This is a genomic window from Halorientalis salina, from assembly GCF_005049285.1.
GTDB classification, from domain to species: Archaea; Halobacteriota; Halobacteria; order Halobacteriales; family Haloarculaceae; genus Halorientalis; species Halorientalis salina.
In genome coordinates, this window is sequence record NZ_SOSC01000010.1 from 73,023 (window position 1) to 95,613 (window position 22,591).

At 66.7% G+C, this 22,591-nt stretch carries 24 protein-coding genes; 12 read left to right on the top strand and 12 right to left on the bottom strand.

What is annotated here, in order from left to right; genetic code table 11:
* Nucleotides 1–14 precede the first annotated feature (14 nt).
* On the bottom strand, nucleotides 15–527 hold the full coding sequence (locus tag E2481_RS15460; protein ID WP_136718065.1) for an LEA type 2 family protein: 513 nt from the start codon (nucleotides 525–527) through the stop codon (nucleotides 15–17).
* Nucleotides 528–619: 92 nt separating this feature from the next.
* Between E2481_RS15460 and truA the strand changes: the two genes are divergently transcribed.
* Nucleotides 620–1,423 carry a tRNA pseudouridine(38-40) synthase TruA gene (gene truA, locus E2481_RS15465; protein WP_136718066.1) on the top strand — a complete coding sequence of 268 codons (804 nt, stop codon included), beginning with the start codon at nucleotides 620–622 and terminating at the stop codon, nucleotides 1,421–1,423.
* Nucleotides 1,424–1,436: 13 nt separating this feature from the next.
* On the opposite strand, the gene E2481_RS18765 is transcribed toward truA, so the two are convergent.
* Nucleotides 1,437–1,592 carry a DUF7331 family protein gene (locus E2481_RS18765; RefSeq protein WP_169302464.1) on the bottom strand — a complete coding sequence of 52 codons (156 nt, stop codon included), beginning with the start codon at nucleotides 1,590–1,592 and terminating at the stop codon, nucleotides 1,437–1,439.
* A 152-nt stretch (nucleotides 1,593–1,744) separates the two neighbouring features.
* Nucleotides 1,745–3,601, bottom strand: coding sequence for a cation:proton antiporter domain-containing protein (locus E2481_RS15470; RefSeq protein ID WP_136718067.1), 1,857 nt, complete (start codon nucleotides 3,599–3,601; stop codon nucleotides 1,745–1,747).
* A 174-nt stretch (nucleotides 3,602–3,775) separates the two neighbouring features.
* On the opposite strand from E2481_RS15470, the gene E2481_RS15475 reads away from it, so the two are divergent.
* The 5 genes from E2481_RS15475 (at nucleotide 3,776) to E2481_RS15495 (ending at nucleotide 7,274) form a co-directional block, all read left to right on the top strand.
* On the top strand, nucleotides 3,776–5,434 hold the full coding sequence (locus E2481_RS15475) for a methyl-accepting chemotaxis protein (RefSeq protein WP_169302465.1): 1,659 nt from the start codon (nucleotides 3,776–3,778) through the stop codon (nucleotides 5,432–5,434).
* An 87-nt stretch (nucleotides 5,435–5,521) separates the two neighbouring features.
* The gene (locus tag E2481_RS15480) at nucleotides 5,522–5,920 is read left to right on the top strand and encodes a hypothetical protein (RefSeq protein ID WP_136718068.1); all 399 of its coding nucleotides are present in this window, start codon (nucleotides 5,522–5,524) and stop codon (nucleotides 5,918–5,920) included.
* Nucleotides 5,921–5,988: 68 nt separating this feature from the next.
* Entirely contained in the window at nucleotides 5,989–6,366 is a 378-nt protein-coding gene (locus tag E2481_RS15485) for a hypothetical protein (protein WP_136718069.1), read from the top strand.
* Between the two features lie 75 nt (nucleotides 6,367–6,441).
* Entirely contained in the window at nucleotides 6,442–6,825 is a 384-nt protein-coding gene (locus E2481_RS15490; RefSeq protein ID WP_136718070.1) for a hypothetical protein, read from the top strand.
* Between the two features lie 77 nt (nucleotides 6,826–6,902).
* Entirely contained in the window at nucleotides 6,903–7,274 is a 372-nt protein-coding gene (locus tag E2481_RS15495; RefSeq protein WP_136718071.1) for a hypothetical protein, read from the top strand.
* Nucleotides 7,275–7,293: 19 nt separating this feature from the next.
* Here E2481_RS15495 and E2481_RS15500 read toward each other — a convergent pair whose 3' ends face one another.
* Nucleotides 7,294–8,217, bottom strand: coding sequence for an MBL fold metallo-hydrolase (locus tag E2481_RS15500; RefSeq protein ID WP_136718072.1), 924 nt, complete (start codon nucleotides 8,215–8,217; stop codon nucleotides 7,294–7,296).
* Nucleotides 8,218–8,297: 80 nt separating this feature from the next.
* Here E2481_RS15500 and E2481_RS15505 point away from each other — a divergent pair, with 80 nt between their 5' ends.
* Nucleotides 8,298–8,879 (top strand): nucleotide exchange factor GrpE, encoded by a 582-nt coding sequence (locus E2481_RS15505; protein WP_136718073.1) that lies wholly within the window; start codon nucleotides 8,298–8,300, stop codon nucleotides 8,877–8,879.
* A 15-nt stretch (nucleotides 8,880–8,894) separates the two neighbouring features.
* Here E2481_RS15505 and E2481_RS15510 read toward each other — a convergent pair whose 3' ends face one another.
* The 4 genes from E2481_RS15510 to E2481_RS15525 all read right to left on the bottom strand — a co-directional run bounded on the left by E2481_RS15510 (nucleotide 8,895) and on the right by E2481_RS15525 (nucleotide 14,730).
* Complete coding sequence (locus tag E2481_RS15510) at nucleotides 8,895–9,896, bottom strand: zinc ribbon domain-containing protein (RefSeq protein ID WP_136718074.1); 1,002 nt, start codon at nucleotides 9,894–9,896, stop codon at nucleotides 8,895–8,897.
* Between the two features lie 69 nt (nucleotides 9,897–9,965).
* The gene (locus tag E2481_RS19045) at nucleotides 9,966–11,567 is read right to left on the bottom strand and encodes an Hsp70 family protein (protein WP_250137845.1); all 1,602 of its coding nucleotides are present in this window, start codon (nucleotides 11,565–11,567) and stop codon (nucleotides 9,966–9,968) included.
* Between the two features lie 63 nt (nucleotides 11,568–11,630).
* A complete protein-coding gene (locus E2481_RS15520; protein ID WP_136718075.1) occupies nucleotides 11,631–13,847 on the bottom strand; it encodes a methyl-accepting chemotaxis protein in 2,217 nt (738 codons plus the stop codon).
* A gap of 127 nt (nucleotides 13,848–13,974) precedes the next feature.
* On the bottom strand, nucleotides 13,975–14,730 hold the full coding sequence (locus E2481_RS15525) for a bacteriorhodopsin (protein ID WP_136718076.1): 756 nt from the start codon (nucleotides 14,728–14,730) through the stop codon (nucleotides 13,975–13,977).
* A 225-nt stretch (nucleotides 14,731–14,955) separates the two neighbouring features.
* Between E2481_RS15525 and serS the strand changes: the two genes are divergently transcribed.
* Together serS and E2481_RS15535 are read left to right on the top strand one after the other, a co-directional pair.
* Nucleotides 14,956–16,335, top strand: a complete 1,380-nt coding sequence (serS, locus tag E2481_RS15530) for a serine--tRNA ligase (RefSeq protein WP_136718077.1) — start codon at nucleotides 14,956–14,958, stop codon at nucleotides 16,333–16,335.
* A gap of 85 nt (nucleotides 16,336–16,420) precedes the next feature.
* Nucleotides 16,421–16,828 carry a hypothetical protein gene (locus E2481_RS15535; RefSeq protein WP_136718078.1) on the top strand — a complete coding sequence of 136 codons (408 nt, stop codon included), beginning with the start codon at nucleotides 16,421–16,423 and terminating at the stop codon, nucleotides 16,826–16,828.
* A gap of 24 nt (nucleotides 16,829–16,852) precedes the next feature.
* Here E2481_RS15535 and E2481_RS15540 read toward each other — a convergent pair whose 3' ends face one another.
* Together E2481_RS15540 and E2481_RS15545 are read right to left on the bottom strand one after the other, a co-directional pair.
* Entirely contained in the window at nucleotides 16,853–17,194 is a 342-nt protein-coding gene (locus E2481_RS15540; RefSeq protein WP_136718079.1) for a nuclear transport factor 2 family protein, read from the bottom strand.
* Nucleotides 17,195–17,237: 43 nt separating this feature from the next.
* A complete protein-coding gene (locus tag E2481_RS15545) occupies nucleotides 17,238–18,506 on the bottom strand; it encodes a redoxin domain-containing protein (RefSeq protein WP_136718080.1) in 1,269 nt (422 codons plus the stop codon).
* 52 nt (nucleotides 18,507–18,558) lie between these two features.
* On the opposite strand from E2481_RS15545, the gene E2481_RS15550 reads away from it, so the two are divergent.
* Together E2481_RS15550 and E2481_RS15555 are read left to right on the top strand one after the other, a co-directional pair.
* Nucleotides 18,559–19,077, top strand: a complete 519-nt coding sequence (locus E2481_RS15550) for a DUF367 family protein (protein ID WP_136718081.1) — start codon at nucleotides 18,559–18,561, stop codon at nucleotides 19,075–19,077.
* 189 nt (nucleotides 19,078–19,266) lie between these two features.
* Nucleotides 19,267–20,586 (top strand): hemolysin family protein, encoded by a 1,320-nt coding sequence (locus tag E2481_RS15555; protein WP_136718082.1) that lies wholly within the window; start codon nucleotides 19,267–19,269, stop codon nucleotides 20,584–20,586.
* 24 nt (nucleotides 20,587–20,610) lie between these two features.
* On the opposite strand, the gene E2481_RS15560 is transcribed toward E2481_RS15555, so the two are convergent.
* Nucleotides 20,611–21,651 carry a hypothetical protein gene (locus E2481_RS15560; protein ID WP_136718083.1) on the bottom strand — a complete coding sequence of 347 codons (1,041 nt, stop codon included), beginning with the start codon at nucleotides 21,649–21,651 and terminating at the stop codon, nucleotides 20,611–20,613.
* 101 nt (nucleotides 21,652–21,752) lie between these two features.
* On the opposite strand from E2481_RS15560, the gene E2481_RS15565 reads away from it, so the two are divergent.
* A complete protein-coding gene (locus E2481_RS15565; RefSeq protein ID WP_136718084.1) occupies nucleotides 21,753–21,902 on the top strand; it encodes a 50S ribosomal protein L40e in 150 nt (49 codons plus the stop codon).
* A 60-nt stretch (nucleotides 21,903–21,962) separates the two neighbouring features.
* On the opposite strand, the gene E2481_RS15570 is transcribed toward E2481_RS15565, so the two are convergent.
* Nucleotides 21,963–22,574 carry an MBL fold metallo-hydrolase gene (locus E2481_RS15570; RefSeq protein ID WP_136718085.1) on the bottom strand — a complete coding sequence of 204 codons (612 nt, stop codon included), beginning with the start codon at nucleotides 22,572–22,574 and terminating at the stop codon, nucleotides 21,963–21,965.
* Nucleotides 22,575–22,591 lie beyond the last annotated feature (17 nt).

Below are 22,591 nucleotides of genomic sequence, written 5' to 3' on the forward strand. Positions count from 1 at the left end.
GCGACGGTACGCTCTCAGCCGGACGGGTACTCGTAATCGAGCGATACGTCCCGTTCGGCCTCGCCCGCGCGGAGCAGGCCGTTGATCTCGAGCGTGAACGATCCGTCCCTGATGGCGTCGCCTGCGGACTCGCCGAGGTCGGCGTAGTCGACGATGACGGTCATGGTCCGTCTCGCCGTTTCCCCCGGTTCCAGCGTGTTGATCGTCGGTTCCGACGTGACCGCCCGTGCGCCGTTGATGAACACGTCGAATTCGCCCGACGGACTGGGAATCTCCTCGTCGGTCGGGTTCTCGACTTCGAGGATCACGTCCATGTCGGCGCTCCGGAGGCCGGCCTCGGGCTTTCGAACGTCGAAAATCGATATCTCGAGGTCGTCGATGGGCGGTGGCATCGGCGTCGGTGTCGCCGTCGCCGTCGCGCCCGGTTGCTCGTCGTCACCGCCACCGGCTCCCGCGTCGTCGGTACAGCCCGCGAGTCCACCGACCGCGAGCCCGCCGACCGCCGTCAGTACTGACCGCCGATTCATCGTTCGCTAACGTGTCGGGCAGAAACGATAATCTTACGATAACGAACGGCGGAGCGCAACGCTCATCCGCCGGCCCGCCGGAGTGACGGGCGATGCGTGCGTTCCGCGTCGCCTACGACGGTCGGCCGTTCCACGGCTTCCAGCGCCAGCCGGACGTCCCGACCGTCGAGGACGCCATCCTCGACGCGCTCCGTCGGCTCGACGTCCTCGCAGGCGACGACGTACCCGAGAACTACGCGGCCGCCGGCCGCACCGACGCCGGCGTCTCCGCGCTCGCCCAGACCGTCGCGTTCACGGCCCCCGAGTGGCTGACGCCGGCCGCACTGAACAGCCAGCTCCCGGCCGCGGTCCGCGCGTGGGCTCACGCCGACGCTCCGACGGGATTCCACGCGACCCACGACGCGACCAGTCGCACCTACCGGTACCACCTCCACGCGCCAGCCGAGACCGTCGACGATGGGCGGGCAGGCAAGGGGTTCAATCGCCTCCGCGGCGAACACGACTTTCACAACCTGACGCCCGACGAGACCGGAACGGTCCGGGCCCTCCAGGGGTCGCTCCGGCGCGACGGCGAGTACCTCGTGATCGAACTCACTGCTGGCGGGTTCGCGCGGCAACTCGTCCGCCGGGTCGTCTCCGTCGTCGCGGCGGTCGCTCGCGGCGACCGCGACCTCGACTTCCTCGACCGCGTGTTCTCGGCCGAGTCGCTGGCCGGCCCCGACGGGGTCCCGCCGGCACCGGCCGATCCGCTCCTGTTGGTCGACGTGACCTACCCGGACCTGACGTTCACCGTCGATACCGAGGCCCGGGAAAGCGCGAACGCGGTCTTCGCCGAGCGACGCGACGAACACCGGACCCGAGCGCGGGTGGCCGGTGACATCGCTGCCGAGCTGTGAGAAGCAGGGCCGGTTATTCCATCTCGTCGAGCGAAACGACGGTGTCGGACTGGAGCCAGCGGCTAGTGTCTTCTCGGTCGTAGACCACCAGGGCGTCCCGGGTGGTAAACTGGCGGTATCGGCCGGGCGAGGGCGTCCGGTCGGTGGATCGTCGTTCAGGGCGTGTCATCGTCTCTCTCCACTCGCCGTTTGGACCCGGATGGTGGTATAGGTATGACACGTTATCCGATGTTTTCGGCCGTTTCGAGCGGTTTCAGGCGTCTTTCGACGGTTCAACCAGCGTAAAGAGTGTGAACGATACGGTCCGAGAGCGGCGACGGGTCAGACAGGGGCGACCATGTCCATGGCCTCCCGCACCGACTCGCGCTGGCCCAGAATCGTGATCCGGTCACCGAGTTCCAGCGCCATGTCCGGTTCGGGGACCTCGATGCCGTCGTCGTGGTCGACCAGGGCGATGAGACAGTCCTCGGGGAGTTCGAGGCGGAGTTCCCGGACGGTGTAGTCGGCGAACCGCTCGGCCGTGAGTTCGACCTCCTGGACGTCGCCGACGCGGTCCAGATCGGTCATCCAGTGGGCCATGGCGGGCCGTTCGATCTGGTTGTCGATGGCCCAGGCGGTCGCCATGCTCGCGTCGATGGTTCGCACGCCGAGGTCCTCGAAGGCGTCGACGTTGTCGGGGTTGTTCACCCGTGCGATGACGGTCTCGACGTCGAACTTCGAGTTCGAGAGTTGCGCGATGAGCAGGTTCGCGTCGTCGTTGCCGGTCGCGGCGATGATCGTTTTGGCGTTGGCACCACCGGCCTCACTGAGGACCTCCGTGTCGGTGCCGTCACCCCAGACGACCGAGTACCCGTCGTTTCGTGTTCGTTCGACCATTGCCTCTTCCGTTTCGATGATGACGACGTTCTCGCCTCGATCTTCGAGGCGTTCGGCGAGCGACCGACCCACTCGTCCGCCGCCAACGATGATGACTCTCATTGGTATCACATCCAGGTATTCCGCGATTTTGCGCGCGAAGCCGCCCTCGAAGGCGACCGTCGCGAAGATGACCAGAAAGACCGTCCCGACGAGCACCTGGGCCTGCTCGTCCAGCCCCTGGGCCTGCATCTCCACGGCGAACAGCGTCGCGACCGAGGCCGGAATGATGCCCCGCGGGCCGACGAAGCTCATGAACAGTTTCTCGCTGGTCTTGAACCGGTCGCCCCAGGTCGAGACGAAGACGAGCACCGGCCGGATGATCAGCATGATCACGGCGACGACGGCCAGTCCGGGTACCCCCAGTTGGAGGAGGTCCTCGAACTCCAGCAGCGCCGCCAGCGCGATGAAGACGATAGAAAGCACCAGCAACGTGATGTCGCCTTTGAACGCCGCGATTTCGTCCTCGTAGGGGAGGTCGGCGTTCCCGAGCAAGAGCCCGGCCGTCGCGACGGCCGCGACACCGGCCTCCGTCCTGATGGTATCGGCCGCGGCGAAGGCGACGAGCGCGCCCGCGAGCGTGAGCAGCCGTGCGCTCTGTGGCGCGTTGCCGGGTGAGAGGTCGACGTACCTGATGAGGTAGTAGATCACGGCGGCGACGACGACGCCGACGAGCAGTCCGATACCCAGGCGCGTGGCGAACGCCTCGACGAACGACACTTCCGCCTCGTTTCGGAGGACGATGACCTTGAAGACGACGACGGCGATGATCGCCGCACTCACGTCGTTGATGATCCCCTCGGTCTCCAGGGCGGTCGCCACCCGGTCGCGGACGGGGACGACCTCCAGGATCGGCGTGACGACCGTCGGTCCCGTCGCGACCAGGAGGGCACCGATGAGAAAGGACATGTCCCAGGGTTGATCGAGCGCGAAGTGGACGACCACTGCAGTCCCGCCCAGTGCGATCGCGGCTCCCACCGTCACCAGCCTGAGCGTGGCCGCCGGTGCCGCCTTGACGCGATCGATGCGGAGGTGAAAGGCCCCCTCGAAGACGATGATCGCGACCGAGAGACCGACGATCGCGGGCAGCGCTGGCCCGAACGACTCCCGCGTGACCAGGCCCAACCCCTCGGGACCGAGGGCGACGCCCGCGGTCAGGAGGAAGATGATACTGGGCACGCGAAAGCGCGCGGCCAACAGCTGTGCCCCGACGCCGATTCCGATTATCGCTGCAACCAGTGGAATTATCGCACTACTGGCCACACCCGATCCTCCATACACCGGACCCAATGAACGGCTGTGATTTAAACACTCACAATCCGTCCTGCCGCTCTCTGCCCCGCGATACACTCGACCAGCGAGGACGGAGCGCGTTCACTATCGACGATGATAATGCAACCCTGAAGTATATACTGTTCTGGTGAGGTGAGGATGGTAATGAGTAGCATGAGGCGAATAACTCGGTTCGTTCACTCGTCTCGTCTCGCCGCGTTGGTTCGGTCCGACACCGACGACCACTCGGAGACGGACGCGACGACCACTGGCGAACCGGACACGGGGGGAACCGACAGAGAGCGGACGACTTCGGAGGACGGCTCGGACCAGATGGCGCTGGAGACGACCGATGACGAGGGTGCGGGGGAGACGAATTCCACGTCGTCACCCGTCGGGACAGGCAGCGACCACACGCCAGTCGCCTCGGACGGCGGGACACACACGGTCGACGCGGCAGCCGCGTCGACCACGTCGTCGCTGGAAGCCACAGCCCGCGACTTCCGCGACGCCATGGCGGCCGCGGCGGACGGCGACATCAGTCAGCGCCTGGACACGGACCGGGACAACGACGCGATGGCGGAGGCCGCGTCGGCGTTCAACGAGATGATGACGCATTTCACCGACACCGTCGGGGAGTTAGAGGAGTTCGCCGAGGACGTCGACGACGCGACCGAGGAGATGAGCGCCGCCACCCGCGAAGTCAAGGAAGCCAGCGAAGAGGTCAGCGGGTCGATGGACCAGATCTCGAACAACGCCTCGAAGCAGGACGACCACCTCCAGGAGGTCGCCGACGAGATGACGGACCTCTCGGCGACCGTCGAGGAGATCGCCTCCTCGGCCTCGGAGGTCGCCAGTATCTCCAGGGACGCCGCGGAGTTCGGGCAGGAAGGCCGCGACGCCGCCGAGAAGGCCGTCGATCGGATGGACGAGATCGAAACGACGGCCGACGACACCATCGAGCAGGTCGAACACCTCGAAGAGCACATCTCCGAGATCAACGAGGTCGTCGAAGTGATCGACGAGATCGCCGATCAGACCTCGATTCTGGCACTGAACGCCTCGATCGAGGCGGCGCGAGCGGGCGAGGCCGGCGAGGGGTTCGCCGTCGTCGCCGACGAGGTCAAGCAGTTGGCCGAGGAGGCCAGCCAGGCGACCGAGGATATCAGCGAGATGATCACGGACGTCCAGGACGAGACGACGGCGACGGTCACGGAGATCCGCGAGATGGGAGAGCACGTCTCGGAGGGGACGGACACCGTCGAGGAGGCGCTCGAAGCGCTCGACGCTATCGCGGACCGCGTCGAGGACGCCAACGACGGCGTCCAGTCGATCAACGAGGCCACCAACGAACAGGCGGGGAGTACCGAGGAGGTCGTCGCACTCGTCGAGGAGGTCGCCGACCTCAGCGAGCGGACGGCCGACGAAACGCGCGAGGTGTCGGCCTCGGCAGAGGAACAGACCGCCGCACTAACCGAAGTGGCGGCCAACATGGACGGGATCGCCGACCAGGCGACTACCCTCACCACGCTGCTCGACGACTTCGAGCGACGCGACGGGGACGGCGGCGACGACGACGATCTCGCCTGGGACGATGCGATGGTTCACGACGGTGACGACGAGGAGGACGCCGCGGAAGAGACAGCAGCAGACAGCGACGAGGACGACGACCTCGCCTGGGACGACGCGATGGTTCACGACGGCGACGACGGCGGCGCTGGCGACGAGGACGGGACGGGCGGAGAAACGACGGATGCGGACAGCGGCTCCGACGAGGAAGAAGAGATCTCCTGGGACGACGCGAAAGTCCACGACGGGAGTTGATCGACGGACGGTCGTGGACAGACGTGAGCTATCAGGGATGAGAATCGCGGAGTAATACTAATAATTAGTTGGGAGACAGACACACACATGCCGTACAAGTCCGGAGAGAGCTGGGAAGTGGACATCGACCAGGGAACGAACAGGCTGTACCTCGAACTCGACGGATACCTCGAGAGCGACGCGGCCGGTGCGGCGGCGGACGCGACGATAGAAGGGGCAAAGAAGCTGGATGCGGGGTTCGACATGATCAACGACCTCTCGAACTTCCAGCCCTCCGACGAGGAGGCGATGAAACACATCGAGCGCGGGAAGAAAGGCATCGCCAAACACGACGTGGCCGCCGTCGTGCGCGTGACGTCCGAGTCGACGACGGGACAGATGCAGTTCGACCGCGCCGGCGAGGACGAGGAGAGCTATCAGCTCGCGATGGCCGACTCCCAGGAGAAAGCCGAGAAGCTACTGGACAAGCGACGCGAACAAGCATGAGAGAGACCCACTATCAACGGTGAAAAACGGCGAGGAACGCTTTTGACCGGTACCGCGATACTCGCCCTATGGGCGACTGGAGCGTCGAAATCGACGAGGAGCGGAGTCGAATATACCTCACGCTGTCGGGCTACCTGGAGCTATCGGAACACGAGAAGGTGGCCGACGCCGTGACAGAGGCCGCGATCGACATGGACGGCGGGTTCGACCTCGTCAACGACATGTCGAGTTTCGAGCCGGCCAGCGAGGACGCGATGGCGGAGATCAAACGCGGGAAGCGCGGCCTCGCCGAGAACGGTATGGAGGCCGCCGTCCGCGTCGTCTCCGAATCGACGACCGGCCAGATGCAGTTCGACCGCGCCGGCGAGGGCGTCGAGAACTACCAGCTCGCAAAGGCGAACTCGATCGACGAGGCCGAGAAACTGCTGGACTCGCGGGGCGACTAGGGAGACCCAGTCGTCGGACAGTCGGCCCGGGACGGGCTGAAACACGTGAGCGATTCGATCACACGGAGAACACACATGGGCACTTGGAACGTCGACACGGACGAGGAGAAGAACAGACTGTACCTATCCCTGGACGGGCACTTCGAGGTCGAGGAAGTGGCGGAAGCGGCGGATGCGGTTATCGAGGCCGCGGAGCGACTCGACCCGGGGTTCGACGAGATCAACGACATGTCCGGGTTCGAGCCGGCCGACCAGGAAGCGATGGACCACATCGAACGGGGCAAACGCGGGATCACCGAAAACGGCGTCGCGGCCGTCTGTCGCGTCGTCTCCGAGTCGACGACGGGCCAGATGCAGTTCGACCGCGCCGGCGAAGGCGAGGAGGACTACCAGTTGGCGAAAACCGACTCCATCGAGAAAGCCGAGAAACTGCTCGACGCGCGCCGCGAGGACAACTGACCCCAGCGCGGACCCCGAATCGATCGATACCCAACAGTCTGCGAACATTCATTACGGAGTGCTTACATCACAGGGGTATGGGACAGTGGAGTGTCGACGTCGACGAGGAGCGCAACCGGTTGTACGCGGAGCTCTCGGGCTTTTTCGTGGAAGAAGAGGCGACGGAGTCGACCGAGGAGTTCATCGAGGCGGCCGAACGACTGGAGACGGGATTCGACATGATCCAGGACCTCGCGGAACTCCAGATCGGAGATCCGGGCGCGGCGGAGCAACTCGAACGCGGCAAGCGCCGGCTCGCGGAGAACGGACTGGCCACCGTCGTCCGGATCCCGCCGACCGCCACGACGAGCGAACTGCAGTACGAGGAGTCTGGCGAGGACGCCGAGAACTACGAGATCAGGACCGCGTCGTCGGTCACGGAAGCCGAGACGATCCTCGACAACCAGTAAGACGGCGGACGGGGAACCGTCAGTCGCCGTCGGCCCCGTCGCGCTCGTCGAGGTAGGTCAGGACACCGCGGACGTTCATTCGTTCTTCGCCGCGAGCCTTGCGCTCGCCCCAGATGCCGATCATATCGGTCCGCTCGGCGAAGTGCTCGATGACAGCGTCGTCGTCGTCGAGTTCCTCGCGTTTCGTCGCGACGCGATCGACCCACTCGGCGATGGCGTCCGCGTACTCCTGGAGGCGGTCGTCGGTCCGCGCCGAGCCGAAGTGCCCGTAACAGAGTACCTCGGGGTCCAGTTCCCGGATCGTGTCTATGTCAGCGAGCACCTGCTCCAAGTCGAAGTTCGACGGGGGCGAGGTGTGCTGGATGAACGCCTCGCTGGGGACGTAGATGCCCGCCGCGTCGGCGACGAACACGATCGCGTCGTCGGGTTCTTCGAAGACGACCTGATGGGGTGCGTGTCCCGGCGCGTGGTGGACGCGCAGTTCGCGGTCCCCGAGGTCGATGACGTCACCGTCGGTGAGTTCGCGGATGCGGTCCTCGGGGATCGGTTCCGGGTCGGTGTAGAACGCCCACTGGTCGCCGACGGCCGCTTTCGTCCCCTCGATCAGTCGCGAGGGGTCGACGAGGTGGCGCGCGCCGATCTCGTGGATGGCGACGGTCGCGTTCGGACAGGCCGCCGCGAGGTGGCCCGCACCGCCCGCGTGGTCGAGGTGGACGTGCGTGAGCGCGATGACATCGAGATCCGCCGGCGCGATGCCGACCTCGTCCATCGCATCGAGGATCCGCTCGTACTCGGTCCCGATACCCGAATCGATCAGTGCGGGCCGCTCCCCGTCGACGATGTACACCGAGCCGTACTCGGGGGCGTCGTACATCCCGGTGTCGACGTAGTAGACGTCCTGACAGTCGCCCTCGGTCACCTCGAACACGTCGCCGATTGCCATACCGGAGGACCGAAGCCCGCGGGGAAAAACGGTTCGGACGACCCGGGAAGTGAAGTCCCCGACACGCGTTTCCGTGACGTATGCGAGAAGACGGGACAGCCGAACCCGACGGCGACGACGACCGGGCCGACGAGGGTCTACCCGCGACATCGTCGATCGACGGCGCTGTCGGCGAGGAACTGACGCGACTGCGCGGCGAGATCGAGCAGCTATCGGTCGCGGTGGCGACCCTCCAGGAGGCCGACGAGGAGCGCGAACAGCGGCTCTCGGACCTCGAAACGCGCGTCGAGGACTACCAGCGGCGCGGCGAGCGCGAGCGCGAGCAACTGGCCGCACAGACGCTGGCCGACTTCGCCGACCGCATGCTGTCGGTCAAGGACAGCCTCGACAACGTCCTCGGGATGGCCGACCTGGACGAGGACACCGACCGACAGCTCTCGCTGGTCCGCAAACAGTTCGAGCAGTCCTTTACCGGCGGCGAGGTCGAGCGCATCCGCTCGGACGGCCAGTTCGACGCGAGCCGACACAAGATGGTCGAACGGGTGCCGGCCGACGACCGCGACGACGGCGAGATCGTCCGAGAACTCGACGCGGGCTATGCTCTGGGGGACCGCGTCCTCAGACCGGCCCGCGTCGTGGTCGCGAAAGGCGACGGCTCCTGACTCGTCGCCGAACGATCAACCGCCAGCCAGATACCCGGCCAGTCCGCCGATGGCGACCGGGTAGACAAGCCCCATTATCAGAACTGCGCTGCCAAGGTCCGGCTGAATCGTGACGACGCCACCGGTCCCGCTGTACGAGAAGACGGTCATCGCGCCGAGGACCGTGAGCGCGAGGTAGCCGACGGCGATCGTCGCGCCGGCCCGGGCGCTGTCGAACCGGGAGACGGGTTCGTCCATCGACGCTCGCGAGGCGAGTATCATCCCGAACAGCAAGAGGAGCACTGCCGGGACGACGTAGTAGGCGATTTTCGGCACTATCGGGTCCAGCGTGGCGCTGTAGGCCTCTTCGACGAAGTTTATCGACTCGTCACCGGCCGAGTCCGTAGTCTGGACTCCGTGTGCCGAGTAGAAGAACCAGCCGAACAGCGCGACCAGCGCATCGACCGAGTCCTCCACCGGAAGCACGCCCAGCCCGTCGCTGTCCTCCACTTCCAGGAGGACGAAGGCGGAGATGACGACGAAACTGATGAGATACGAGAACAGCCCGTAAATGACGCCGCCGACGATGGGCAGGTCCGAGAGCAGACTCGTGGCCGTTCCGGTCGTCTGCTGGTTGCCGCCCTGACGCGTGCCGCCACCGCGCTGGGCTCCCTGGCCCTGTCGCTGGTGACCGCCGGGCTGACTGCCCTGCGTCGGTTGCTGGTAATTGCCGGACTGACCACCCTGGCCCGGTTGCTGCTGACCGCCCTGCGTCGGTTGTTGCCGGCCGCCCTGCGTCGGTTGCTGTGGACCGCCACCGGATTGCTGGGGTTGGCCCCCGCCGACACTGACGGGTTGCCCGGACTCCTGGGTCCCCGATCCGGGCTGTTGGGGCGGTGTCTGGCCGGTCCCGTGTTCGTCGCCCTGGGTCGGTTGCGTGCCCTGTCCACCCTGCTCGTCCTGTGACAGCGTCACGCCACACTCGGGACACTGCCGGTTCTGTGCGGACACCTCGGTCCCGCACGACGGACAGTACATATCCGATCTTGAGACACCAGTCGTGTAAAACTTCTGAAAGCAGCAAACGGGAGTAGACCAGAACCGCCGTCAGGACCCGACCTGTGCCGTATCGCTGCCGTCGTCGGGCGAGGTGCCGGTGACGTTCTGTTCGACGGTGAGCGAGCCCTCGGCGTCGCCGTCGATGTCTTCGGCCGTCACGTGGAGAATGCCGTCGTCGTCGATCCGGAAGGTCACCTCGATGGTCGGGTCGCCGGCCGGGGCCTCCGGGATGCCGGTGAGCGTGAACTCGTCCAACTTCTCGTTCTCGCGAGCCGTTTCGTGTTCGCCCTGAAACACGTCGATGGCCATGATCGTCTGGTCGTCGCGGGTCGTCGTGTAGTACTTCGTCCCCGTCGCTTCCGTGATGGGCGTCCCCTTCTCGATCAAGACGTTGAAGCTGCCGTCCTTGACGCGGGTGCCCAGCGAGCGTGTGACGATGCTTTTGACCGTGATCTCGCCGCGTTCCTCGACTTTCTCGGCGTGATCCGCTGCCCCGTGTGCGTCGTCGACGTGGTTCTGGAACGCCTCGCGGGCGTCGAAGGTCTCGCCGCAGGTGCAAGCGTACTGCTCCTCGACGGCCCCGCTCTTCTCGGCGTACAGCGCCGCCCCCTTCGCGACGATCTTGTCCGGTTCGAAGGTCAGTTCGGGATCGACGCCGGTGTAGTCGGCGACGCGTTCCTGGATGGCCGGCATCCGCGTCGACCCGCCCACCAGCAAGACGGTGTCGACGTCGCGGGTCGTGCGGTCGGCGTCGTCGAGCGCCTGTTCCAGCGGGGCCAGGGCTCGTTCCCGGAGGTCCTCCGTGATCGACTCGAAGGTGTCGCGGGTCAGCGTCTCCTCGACGTCGACGATCTCGCCGTCGACCTGGCCGAGTAGCGGTTCGATGAGTTCTGTCTCCGCGGCGGTCGAGAGGTCGATCTTCGCGCTCTCGCCGAGCGAGCGGAGGTTCGCCCGGAGTTCGTCCGCGGCCAGGACGTCGATGCCCCGGTCCCCCTCGATCCGGTCGGCGACGTGTTCGACGATCGCCTCGTCGAAGTCGGTGCCGCCGAGGTGGTTGTCGCCACTGGTCGTCAGGATGGTGAAGGTGTCGTCGGCGATCTCCAGAACGGAGACGTCGAGCGTGCCGCCGCCGAAGTCGTAGACCACGAGCGTCTCCTCGTCGAGGCCGGCGTCGTAGCCGTGGGCGATGGCCGCCGCGGTCGGTTCGTTCAGGAGCGTGATCTCGTCGAAGCCGGCCAGTTCGGCTGCCCGTCGGGTCGCCTTCTTCTGGTCTGCGGTGAAGTAGGCCGGGACGGTGACGACGGCTCTCGTGACTTCCTCACCGAGATAGGACTCGGCGTCAGCCTTGAGTTTCCGGAGGATCTCGGCGGAGATCTCGGCGGGGTCGTAGGACTCGCCGTCGATCTCGACGCCGTCACCCGTGCCGATGTGGCGCTTGATGGTTCTGATCGTTCGGTCGGGATTGGCGGGGGCGCGGTTCTCGGCGCGCCGGCCGACCACCGGGTCCCCGTCGTCGTCGAAGCTGACGACCGACGGCGTCAGCGGCTCGCCCTCGTTGTTCTGTAACATCTGGACGTCGTCGCCCTCGATGAGCGCCATGCCGCTGTTGGTCGTCCCGAGATCGATCCCCAGGGCCTTCTCACTGACCATCTCGACTACACCTGCCTCGCCGCGGCATATCACGCTTTCGCCCGATGTGAGCGACGAAGCCGGTCAATCGTCGCCTCCGGAGGGTACCGCCTGTATCTTCTCGTCGCCCGCGTCGATCTCGAAGGCGGCGAGCATCTCCTGGAGTTCTCGGGTCCGCTCGGCCAGGCTCGCCGCCGAGTCCGACACCTGGCTGATCGAGCTGCTGGCCTCCTCGGAGGCGGCGGCGACGGTCTCGGCCTGCTGGGTGGTCTCCTCGGAGACGCTGGCGATCTCGTCGACCATCCGGACGATCTGCTGGGCAGAGTCGGCCTGTTCGTCGGTGGCGTCGTTGATGCTCTTGAGGCCGCCGTCGACGCTGTCGACCCCGTCGACGATCGCTTCGAGCGAGTCGGTCAGGTCCTCGACGGTCTCGGTCCCCTCGGTGATGCGGGACTCGGCTTCGCGGATGTCCTCGGCGCTGGCCGTCGCCCGGTCCTGGACCGACGAGATGGTCGTCTCGATCTCGTCGACCGCCCGCTGGGTCTCCTCGGAGAGTTCCTTGACCTCCTCGGCGACGACCGCGAACCCGGAGCCGGACTCGCCGGCGCGGGCGGCCTCGATGTTGGCGTTCAGCGCCAGAATCGAGGTCTGCTCGGCGATCTCGTCGATCAGACGAGTCACCTCGCTGATCTCGTCGATCTCGTCGGTGAGCCGCTCGATCGACTCGACTACGTTGCCCGTCTGTGCCTCGATGGACTGCATCTCCTCGATGGTCGCCTCGGCCTGCTCGCGGCCCTCGGCACCGAGTTCGGCCACCCTGTCGGACTGGCTGGCGACCTCGTCGGTCGTCGAGGCCACCTCCTCGATGGTCGCCGAGAGGTCGTTGACCTCGTCACCCGTCGCCTGCAGGTCCTCGGTCTGTTCCTGTGCGCCCGTCGAGATTCCCTGGATGGAGCGGCTGACCTCCTCGCTTGCCTCCTTGACCTCGCCGGCGCTGTCCTCGACGTCGTGACTCGACGCGGCGACGTCCTCGGCGAACTGCTGGACGTCGGCGACGGTCCGTTCGAGGTCGGCGATCATCTCGTTGAACGAGTCGGCGATCGACTGCATCGCATCACTGTCGGTTTCGGGGTCGAGCCGCCGGGTGAGGTCGCCGTCCGCACAGGCCGCCATCGTCTCGCTGTAGCGTTCGGCCTCGGCTTCGAGCTGCTCGTTGAACCGCTGGGTCTCGAGTTCGCGCTGTTCGGCCTCCTCGCGTGCGCGTTCGGCCTCGGCTCTCGCGTCGTCGGCTTCGGCCAGGGACTCCTTGAGCGAGTCGCGCATCGCGCCGAACTCCCCGTAGAGCATCCCGACCTCGTCGGTGCGGTCGGTCTCCAGTTCGACGTCCAGGTTCCCCTCGCCGATCTCGCTGGCCCGATCCGCGAGCTGGCGCAGCGCCAGTGCGAGGTTGCCACCGATGGTGATCCCGAACACGCCGAGGTTCAGGGCGATGACGTACAGGAGCGCGACGAGCCCCGCCGTCGCGGTGTTCCGGTCAGTGTACACCACGTCGCTCGGCGCGTACGTCACGACCTGCCAGTTCGTGTCGGCCACGCCCGCCCCCGTCGTCGCGAACTCGGACCCGTCGACGGTCGTCGTCTCGATGCCCTCGTCGCCGGCCAGGTCCGCCGCGCCCGTGGCGTTCCACGCCGTCGACCCGGATGCGGCCACTGGGGTTCCGTCGACCACGAGCGCCGTCGCGTAGCCGTCGTCCGCGATCCGGGACTGCAGGGACGCCGTCGAGGCGTCCACGACGATCGCGCGGTCCGCGTCGACCGCCGCCACGAACGGCACGACCGTCGCGTCACCGCTCACGGCCGCCCGCGGCGTGCCCGCGACCGCCTCGCCGTCGCCGGCGTCACCGACCGCGACCGTCTCGCCCGTCGCGTCGCTCGCCGAACTCGACAGTATCTCGCCGCTCGTCCGGTCGACGTAGTGGACCGCGGCGACGCGATCGGCCCCTGCCGCCCGGTCGAGTCGATCCGCGATCCGGTCGGTATCGCCGCTCTCGACGGCGCTCGACGTCGCGACGCCGGTGGCGAGTGCCTCGTTCGAGTCGGCCCACAGCGCCGTGACGTTGGCACCGTCGCTCGCGTGGTCGGTGAAGGCCGCGTCCGCCGACTGCCCGAGTTCGCCGGCAACGTTACCGTAAAAAAAGGCGGTCGAGACCAGCGTGATCAGGAAGACCACGCTGAGCGTGACCACCATCTTCAGGCTGTAGCTCGACCTGACCCGATCCAGTACGTTCGTATCGAAGTTCATGTGTCCTCACTTCCGGGCCGCATACCCCGTGTGAATCGTACCCGAACGATGCCAGTCGTCTCGGTAAAACCTGACGGGCGGATTATTAGATCCGATAACAAACCACTTCGAGGTTGATTACGCATCGTCAATCACCGGCCGGGGTGTCGGCGCTCGGTGGGTGCGTTCCGTCGTCGCGGAAGTAATCGAGCGGCGTCGGGTGCTCGGCCGCGAGTTCCCGGATCGCGGTCGGCGCTCGCAGCAGGATTCCGCCGAACCCGATGTGCCCGAGCAGGTCGAGGTAGCCGCCGACGTAGACGCCGGTGAACGTCCCGAGGAGCCCGAGGCCCTGGCGGGAGGTCAGTCCGACGACGAGGTACATCAGCATCAACAGCGCCATGAGGTTCCGGAGTTTCCCGAAGAGCAGCCGCCGGGCACCGGTCACGGCCTGGGCGGACTGGGTGTAAGGGAGGAAAAGCAGGTAGAGAGCGCTGGCGATCGATGCGAGAACCATCAGTTTGCCGCCGCTGTCGAAGGGCACTGGAGCGAGCCAGTTTATCAGCGTCCCGGTCACGAACCCGACGAGCGCGATCATTCCAGCGAGCGTGAGCCGGCGACTGGCGTCCGCGAGTACGCCGATCGACGCGACCACGAGCGGATACGTGAACAGGTACATCAAGAACCGCGAGACGGGAACCGGTTCGCCGCCGGGACTGTGAAGGACGAGCAGCTGGTTGGCCATCGCGAAGTAACCGATCATCAACATCCCGGATGCGAACGGTGCGAGCAGCAGGTACTGGCGCGTCGTCCCGGAGAACTGGCGGAGTCTGGCGACGAAGCCGAGTGTCGCGACGAGCGCCACGGTCGAAACCAGCAGATAGAACGTGCTCTCGGGAATGATCATGATGCCTCCGATCGTCGGGGTCGGACGACGAGTCGCGAGCGCTGTGCGGTCGTGTCCGGCGGAGCGGTCCCAGACCCGATACTCGACATGCAAGAACGTTCGATTAAACTACAGTATAAAAGTACGCTCCCTCTTCTCATACATGATATTGCCACCCACGGACGGGACGGCGCCAACGGGCCAGAGCGACACGGTTTTGCCACGCCACGGCAAACCGACTGCCAAATGATCAGCAGGCAGTTCCTCCGTGAGAACCCCGATGCCGTCCGGGACGCCCTCGAACAGAAGGGCGTCGACGACGTCGACCTGGACCGGATACTCGAACTCGACGAGGAGTGGCGCGAACTGAAAGCGCGGGGTGACGACCTGCGCCACGAGCGCAACGAGGTCAGCTCGAAGATCGGCCAGCTCAAACAGGACGGCGACGAGGAAGCCGCCCAGGACGCCATCGAGCGCTCCCAGGAGCTCAAGGACGAACTCGAGGACGTCGAGGAGACCGCCGACGGGTTGAAAGACCAGCTCGAAGACGCGATGCTGGAGCTCCCCCAGATCCCCCACGAGGACGCCCCCGTCGGCGACGACGAGAGCGACAACGTCGAGGCCTACCGCGAGGGCTTCGACGACGTCGACGTCATCGACGACGTGACGCCCCACTACGATCTGGGCGAGGAGCTGGGCATCCTGGACTTCGAACGGGGCGCGAAGGTCACCGGCGGCGGCTTTTACTTCCTTCGCGGTGACGGCGCGCGACTCGAACACGCGCTGATCCAGTTCATGCTCGACGTGCACCGCGAGCAGGGGTACTCGGACATCTACCCGCCGGTGCCGGTCAACAGCGCCTCGATGCGCGGGACCGGCCAGTTCCCGAAGTTCGTCGACGACGCCTACCGGGTCGGCGAGCGCAACGAGGAGCCCTACGACGACGACGACCTCTGGCTCTGCCCGACGGCGGAGGTGTCGGTCACGAACATGTACCGCGACGAGATCCTGCTGGACGGCGACCTGCCGCTGAAACACCAGGCCTTTTCCCCGAACTTCCGGCGGGAGGCCGGCGAGCACGGGACCGAAACCAGGGGCATCGTCCGCGTCCACCAGTTCAACAAGGTCGAACTCGTCAACTTCGTCCGTCCCGAGGAGAGCTACGAGCGCCTCGACGGCCTGCTGGGCGAAGCCGAATCCGTTCTCCAGAAACTTGGCCTGCCCTACCGCGTCCTGGAGATGTGTACCGGCGACATGGGCTTCACCCAGGCCAAGAAGTACGACATCGAGGTGTGGGCCCCCGGCGACGACATGGAAGACGGTCCCGAGGCGGGCGGTCGCTGGCTCGAAGTCTCCTCGGTGTCGAACTTCGAGGACTTTCAGGCCCGACGCGCCGGCCTGCGCTACCGGCCGGAGCGCCACGAGTCCGCCGAGTACCTCCATACCCTGAACGGGTCGGGGCTTGCAGTCCCCCGGACGATGGTCGCCATCCTGGAGTACTACCAGAACGAGGACGGCACCGTCACCGTCCCCGAACCGCTCCGGCCGTACATGGGCGGCCAGGAAGTCATCGAGGGCCACGACCCGGTCGGCGAGAGCGCGCTCGGCTCCGGCGAAAAGGAATAGCGGCACCGTCCCCTCGGCCGTCCTAACGGTCGGTGCGTGTGATACGTTCCCAAACGGATTTCCTCGCACGCGTCGTACTAGTTGCGTGGCTCGTATCCGACAGGCACTCAGCGACCGCTCGCAAGCCACGGACACAGACAAATCGGACCAGGGGGACGGGACCCGGTCGTCCCGAAGTGCCCTCCTGCGGAAACTTCTGATCGTTCTCGGCCTCGGCGTCGTCGTCTATCTCGTCACTCGCCGGGGGACCATCACCGACCGCGAATCGAACCCGACGGACTCGAAGTCGTCGGTGACGACCGGGTCGGCGACCGCCGAGCAAGCCGGCGAGGAGTTGCCGGGCACGGACCGTGTACCGGGAGAAATCGAGCAGCGCGGGACCGAAGACGCCCCCGAAGAACCCGCCGAGCCCGGGGAGATGCACGTCGACGAGGAGATCGTCGACGAGGTGGTCGAGGACGAACCGGACGAAGGGGACGACGACGCGGCGTGACCGGCACGACCTGTTTTGGCCGCCTCACCGCGTGTACGTCCGAATCGCCGCGACCTCGTCGCCCGTAAACGAGAACACGTCGACGAAGGAAACAATACGCTCGCCCCCGGCGTCGAGCAACCGACCCCTGACCGCGATGTCGCCCCGAGCGGTGTCGTCGGTCCGGTACACGGCGTCGACGGGGTGGCTCGTCTCCGTGTTCGGGCGCTCCTCGCGCATGAACCGGACGAACCGGTCGCTGCCCTCGATGGTCTGGTCGGGCCGGTCGTGGACGAACCCCGACGCGAGCAGGTCGGCGAGCGCCTCGTAGTCGTGCCCGTCGAGTGCCTCGTAGTACGCCCTGGCCGTCGCCTCGCGGTCTGTCATGCGACCGCGTACGCGGCGACGGACCGAGAAACCGGTGGTCTCGTCACTCGTTCGGATCTTTCAGGTCCAGTTCGATGTCCTCGTCGTCCTCGTCGTTGCGCTCCGCGTCGTCGCCATCGTCTCCGACACGCTCCTCGGCGGCGTCCTCGGAACCGACAGCCTCGGTCCCGTCCCGGTCGTCTTCGTCACCGTCGAGATCGAACTCGACGCCGTCGGGAACTGTTGGCTCCGTCGCGTCCGCCGGCTCCGTCGCGTCCGCCGGCTCCGTCTTGTCCCCGTCGACGGCCACGTCCCGGACCGCAGCGTCGACGTCCTCGTCGGTCTTGGGTTCGCCCGTGGCGTCCCGACCTGGTTCCGAGGTCGTCTCGTCGTCGGCGGGGTCGGTTGGCGCGTCGAGGTCGTCGCCGTCGTCGCCCGCGGCGCTCGCCGCTGTGGCCGCGTCGGCATCGAGAGAGATGTCGTCCGGGTCCGGCGGTTCCCCGATGTCGCGGGCGGTCTCCAGCGGCGATTCGGCGTCCTGCCGGTAGTTGTCGGCCTCCTCGCCGTTCCCGCTGGCGTACTGGTTGGCCGACTCGGCCAGCCACTCGGCGGCCTGCCACAGCGACGTGGTCTTCTCCTGGGCGCGCTCGAATCCGGCTTCGAGCGGACCGGACTCGGCGAAGCGGACGGCACTCTGGAACCGGTCGGCCGACTCCCGGAACTCGTCCATCGCGCGCTCGAAATCGCCCTGGGCGATGAGCCAGTCGCGGTCCTCGTAGCTCCCCATCGCGCTCGTGAAGGCCCGTCGGCCCTCCATGTAGTGGGCGTGGCCGACCCGATAGCGGCCGACGGCCGTCGAGTCGCCCCCGATGTCGGCGGCGGCCTCGCGCACGTCGTCGACGGGGGGCCGCTCCTCCAGGTCGGTCGTCGACCAGGCGTACTGGACGACCCCGCGCTGGTCGACGACGAAGACGGCTCGCTCGGCGAGCAACTGATCGCTGGCGTCGTATTCGACGTCGTACGCCCCCATCGCCTCGCCGCGGGTGTCCGAGAGGAGCGGGAGCGACAGGGAGTACTCCTCGGCGAAGGCCCGGTGGCTGAACACGCTGTCGGGCCCCACGGCGAAGACGTCGACGTCTTGCTGCATCGTAAAGAGGTCCAGTTCCGTCAGGTCGCAGGCGTCCTCGCCGCAGGCCGGGTTGAAATCAGCCGGGTAGAACGCGAGGACGAGGATGCCGTCCCCGACGTAGTCGGAGAGGTCGACGTCGCGCGGTGCTCCGTCGACGACGCCCGGCAGGGTAAACGTCGGCGCGTCCGACCCTTCGGATAGCACACGTATACCTCGATTGGAAGTGACTTAAAGGCTGACAGCGTTTGGGCTGGTGATGGGCACGTACGGCCTGCACGTCCGCTACGAAGGCGACGACGACCCGAAGAAATGCAGCGCCCGCAAACTCGCCCGCTTCGATCTCGCGGAACTGCACAACTCCACGCGAGCGACGCCGCCGGGCATCGTCCTCAACCCCTTCGCCGAGCAGGCGCTCTCACCCGCCGACGGCGTCGGGTCGGGCGCGCGCCACGACCGCCTCGTCGCCCTCGATTGCTCCTGGGAGACCGCCGAGCGGGAGGCCTTCGACCTCGACGGCATCCACCGCTCGCTCCCCTTCCTCGTCGCCGGGAACCCCGTCAACTACGGGACGGCCTTCCAGTTGAACACCGTCGAGGCCTTCGCCGGGGCGCTGTGTATCCTGGGCGAGCGCGACCACGCCGAGGAGATCCTCTCGAAGTTCACCTGGGGCCACACCTTCCTCGAACTCAACGAGGAACCGCTCGCCCGGTACGCCGAGTGTGCCGACTCCTCGGCGGTCGTCGCCGTGCAGGACGATTACCTGGCCGAGGAGTAAGGCCGCCGTCCGGGGGCGCGAGTCGGGATTTCTCGACCCCCAGGCCGACAGTCGGAGAACCCACAACGAATAGTGTCGGCAGTGTGTACCCCGCCGTATGATCACACGCCGATCCACTGTGAGAGAGCCGGCGAGCCCGGTCGCAGACGGGAGTCCGACCGCCACGCGCGAACCCCGGAGGGCGTCGGGATGGTAGACCTCGTGGCCTCGGTCGGCCGACTGCTCGCGGCGCTGTTTCTGGTGGTTCTCAACGGCTTTTTCGTCGCCTCGGAGTTCGCCCTCGTTCGAGTCCGGTCGACGGCCGTCGATCGAATGGTCGAGGAGGGGCGGAGAGGAGCGACGACCCTGCAGGATGCACTGGGGAATCTCGACGACTACCTGGCCGCGACCCAGCTCGGGATCACGATCGCGTCGCTGGGACTGGGGTGGATCGGCGAACCGGCCGTCGCCGCGCTGATCGAACCGGTGTTGGCACCCGTGGTTCCGGCGGGAACGCTCCACCTCATCGCGCTCGTGATCGGGTTCAGTACCGTCACCTTCCTGCACGTCGTCTTCGGGGAGCTGGCACCCAAGACCGTCGCGATCGCGGAAGCCGAGCGACTCGCCCTCCGGATAGCCCCGCCGATGAAGCTCTTCTATTACCTGTTCCTGCCGGGCCTGTTCGTGTTCAACGGGGCCGCCAACTGGTTCACGAGCCTGATCGGCGTCCCGCCGGCCTCCGAAACCGAGGAGACGCTCTCCGAAGAGGAGATCCGACTAATCTTGAGCCGGGCCGGCCAGGAGGGACACGTCGACGCCGGTGAAGTGGACATGATCGAGCAGGTCTTCGAGCTCGACGACGTCACCGCTCGCCAGGTGATGGTTCCACAGCCGAACGTCGTGACGGTGCCGGCCGACGCGAGCTTTTCGGCGTTGCGGACGCTCGTCGTCGACAGGGGTCACACCCGGTATCCGGTCGTCGACGGCGAGGCGGGCGACGAGGTGGTGGGCTACCTCGACGTCAAGGACGTCCTGCGAGCGAGCGAGAGCGGCGACACCGCCGATATCACGGCGGCTGATCTCGCGCGGGAGGTCCCGATGGTGCCCGAGACGACGTCCGTCGACGACCTCCTCGCCGAGTTCCAGTCGAGCGAACGCCAGCTCGCCGCAGTCATCGACGAGTGGGGGACGCTGGAGGGAATCGCGACCGTCGAAGACGTCGTCGAGGTCGTCGTCGGCGACATCCGCGACGGGTTCGACGACCGCACGCCCGAACCATCGGTCGAGCGCCGGGCCGACGGCACGTACGTCGCCGACGGCGCGCTCCCCCTCGCGCAAGCCAACGACGTTCTGGATGCAGTCTTCGAGAGCGACTCCTACAGTTCGCTCGGCGGGCTCGTGTTCGACCGCCTCGGCCATCCCCCCAACGTCGGCGACACGATCACGACCGACGGCTACCGGCTGGAAGTCGAGGCCGTCGACGGTGCACGGGTCGAGACGGTCGGGATACGGCCCCCGTCGGACGAGTGATGAAGGGGCCGTGACCGGATTCCGTCACCACCCGAACCCGACGGGGTCCGTCGGCGGCTCCAGCGGACTCGACGGCAATCCGTCCTCGGGGTCCGGGACGTTGTACCCGCCCGGGGCAACGTCGTTGGGACCGTCCGGATAACACAGCGAGGCCAGCGCCTGGATCTGGCCGCGGCCGACCCCGAGTTCGAACTGGCCGCCGCCGTACAGCCGGACGTCCCGCGCCAGACAGTACTCGACGGTGTCGAGAGCGGATTCGAGACTGCCGAACCGGGAGGGCTTGATGTTCAGCCACTGCGGCTCGAAGGGGAGGTTCTCGACGCTCTCGATACCCGTGATGGGGTGGTCCCAGGACACCCGGTCCTCGTGGTCGGCCAGGACCGGTCGCGTCTCGTCGGTGAGCGCCGGGTCCTCGACGACCGCGTCCGGGAACGCCTCGACGACGAGCCGGTAGAGGTCGGGATCGGCGGGCACGTCCACGTCCGTGCCCTCGTACTGCCCTTTGAGATCGACGATTCGGACCGTGGCCAGGTCGCCGATCTCGTCGGCGAGGTCGGCGGTCCAGTCCGGTGTGGGGTCGAGTTTGAAGGAGAGCTCGGGCGAGATAGCGAGCAACTGTTCGAGGCGGTCGGTCGAAGGCGGGTCCCCCAGTCTCGTGCTGGCGACGAAGGACACGGGGTCGTAGGTGCGGTCGAGCGCGCTCGCCAGATCCGTCTTGGCCTGTCGCAGCGCCAGGTCGAGCGCGGCGCTCTCGAAGCCCCACTGCCGGTAGTTCCGGGATTCCTCGCTGTCGGGCGGCTCGGGAAACAGGTCGCGCTCGGCGACGACCTCGGAGAACTCGGCGATGGTGAACTCGCCGGTCAACTCGGGCGGGCCGGCCTCGGCGAACTCGTGGTGGGCTGCCCGCTCGTAGGTCACGTCCTCGCCGCATCCAGTCTCCCCGTCGCCGTGGAGCGAAATCGTCGTCGTCGCGCGCACGAAGTCACTGGACGTGTCCCGCTCCTGGACGTCGAGGTCGATCGCATCGATGGAGAGCGACAGGTCCGCGAGCCGGTCGTAGAGCATACCGTCGCTTGACCGGCCATCCTCAAAACCCTCCTGCCACCGCGGACGCGGGCGGCGGCAGACTCGGAAATCTTAACCGGGGGGAGTCGAAAGCGACCCCCATGGCCAAGTTCGACAAAGCGGAAGATCGGATCCTCGATAAGATGATCTGCATGCGGTGCAACGCCCGGAACCCGAAAGGAGCCGACAGCTGTCGGAAATGCGGCTACAAGAAGCTCCGGACGAAAAACCGCGAACGCGCCGCAGCCTGACGCCGTCGCCGTCCGTTTTGCAGTCAACCCACCGGCGAGCGACGGCGCTGGGCGGGCGGGTCACCCGTCGGGATACTTCGGCTCGTGCTTCTCGGCGCGTTGCAGCGCTCGCTGGACCACGTCCCGAACGTCGCCGTGATACACCGAGCCGTGGCCCGAGTACATGTATTCGATCCCGTCGGGCATGCGATCCAGCAGGGTCCGGATGCTCTCGATGAGGCGTTCGCGTGACTGGCCGGCCATGTCGGTCCGGCCGAACGACCCGTAGTCGAAGGCCCCGTCGTCGTGAACGACCACGTCGCCGGAGAACAGCGACTCGTCGCCGACGAGGGACACGTGGTCGTCGGCGTGGCCGGGTGTGAACACCACCTCGCAGTCCTCGTCGCCGATGAGGACTGTGTCGCCGTCGGCCAGTTCGTGGGTTCGACGGTCGTGGTGGGCGTACGCGTAGAGGTCCACATCGAAGGCGTCGAGGACGGCGTCGAGTTGGGCGACGTGGTCGCCGTGCTGGTGTGTGAGGACGACCGCGTCCAACTCGTCGGTGTGCTGGCGAACGGCGTCGACGACGCCCTCCATCGCGCCGGCGTCGACTAAGACCGGCCGCTCGCCGAGCGCCAGATAGGCGTTACAGGTGAACGACTCCGCGTCGGCCGTGACGTTGTGGACGTCCATACAGAGGATTGGGGCCG

Bases quoted from the DNA above. Each gene is read 5' to 3' on its own strand.
- E2481_RS15500 (WP_136718072.1), bottom strand. From the start codon at position 8,217: ATGGCAATCGGCGACGTGTTCGAGGTGACCGAGGGCGACTGTCAGGAC.
- E2481_RS15505 (WP_136718073.1), top strand. From the start codon at position 8,298: ATGCGAGAAGACGGGACAGCCGAACCCGACGGCGACGACGACCGGGCC.
- E2481_RS15485 (WP_136718069.1), top strand. From the start codon at position 5,989: ATGGGCGACTGGAGCGTCGAAATCGACGAGGAGCGGAGTCGAATATAC.
- E2481_RS15460 (WP_136718065.1), bottom strand. From the start codon at position 527: ATGAATCGGCGGTCAGTACTGACGGCGGTCGGCGGGCTCGCGGTCGGT.
- E2481_RS15475 (WP_169302465.1), top strand. From the start codon at position 3,776: ATGAGTAGCATGAGGCGAATAACTCGGTTCGTTCACTCGTCTCGTCTC.
- E2481_RS15550 (WP_136718081.1), top strand. From the start codon at position 18,559: ATGGGCACGTACGGCCTGCACGTCCGCTACGAAGGCGACGACGACCCG.
- E2481_RS15570 (WP_136718085.1), bottom strand. From the start codon at position 22,574: ATGGACGTCCACAACGTCACGGCCGACGCGGAGTCGTTCACCTGTAAC.
- E2481_RS15525 (WP_136718076.1), bottom strand. From the start codon at position 14,730: ATGATCATTCCCGAGAGCACGTTCTATCTGCTGGTTTCGACCGTGGCG.
- E2481_RS15540 (WP_136718079.1), bottom strand. From the start codon at position 17,194: ATGACAGACCGCGAGGCGACGGCCAGGGCGTACTACGAGGCACTCGAC.
- E2481_RS15520 (WP_136718075.1), bottom strand. From the start codon at position 13,847: ATGAACTTCGATACGAACGTACTGGATCGGGTCAGGTCGAGCTACAGC.
- E2481_RS19045 (WP_250137845.1), bottom strand. From the start codon at position 11,567: ATGGTCAGTGAGAAGGCCCTGGGGATCGATCTCGGGACGACCAACAGC.
- truA (WP_136718066.1), top strand. From the start codon at position 620: ATGCGTGCGTTCCGCGTCGCCTACGACGGTCGGCCGTTCCACGGCTTC.
- E2481_RS15555 (WP_136718082.1), top strand. From the start codon at position 19,267: ATGGTAGACCTCGTGGCCTCGGTCGGCCGACTGCTCGCGGCGCTGTTT.
- E2481_RS18765 (WP_169302464.1), bottom strand. From the start codon at position 1,592: ATGACACGCCCTGAACGACGATCCACCGACCGGACGCCCTCGCCCGGC.
- E2481_RS15480 (WP_136718068.1), top strand. From the start codon at position 5,522: ATGCCGTACAAGTCCGGAGAGAGCTGGGAAGTGGACATCGACCAGGGA.
- E2481_RS15565 (WP_136718084.1), top strand. From the start codon at position 21,753: ATGGCCAAGTTCGACAAAGCGGAAGATCGGATCCTCGATAAGATGATC.
- E2481_RS15490 (WP_136718070.1), top strand. From the start codon at position 6,442: ATGGGCACTTGGAACGTCGACACGGACGAGGAGAAGAACAGACTGTAC.
- E2481_RS15495 (WP_136718071.1), top strand. From the start codon at position 6,903: ATGGGACAGTGGAGTGTCGACGTCGACGAGGAGCGCAACCGGTTGTAC.
- E2481_RS15510 (WP_136718074.1), bottom strand. From the start codon at position 9,896: ATGTACTGTCCGTCGTGCGGGACCGAGGTGTCCGCACAGAACCGGCAG.
- serS (WP_136718077.1), top strand. From the start codon at position 14,956: ATGATCAGCAGGCAGTTCCTCCGTGAGAACCCCGATGCCGTCCGGGAC.
- E2481_RS15560 (WP_136718083.1), bottom strand. From the start codon at position 21,651: ATGCTCTACGACCGGCTCGCGGACCTGTCGCTCTCCATCGATGCGATC.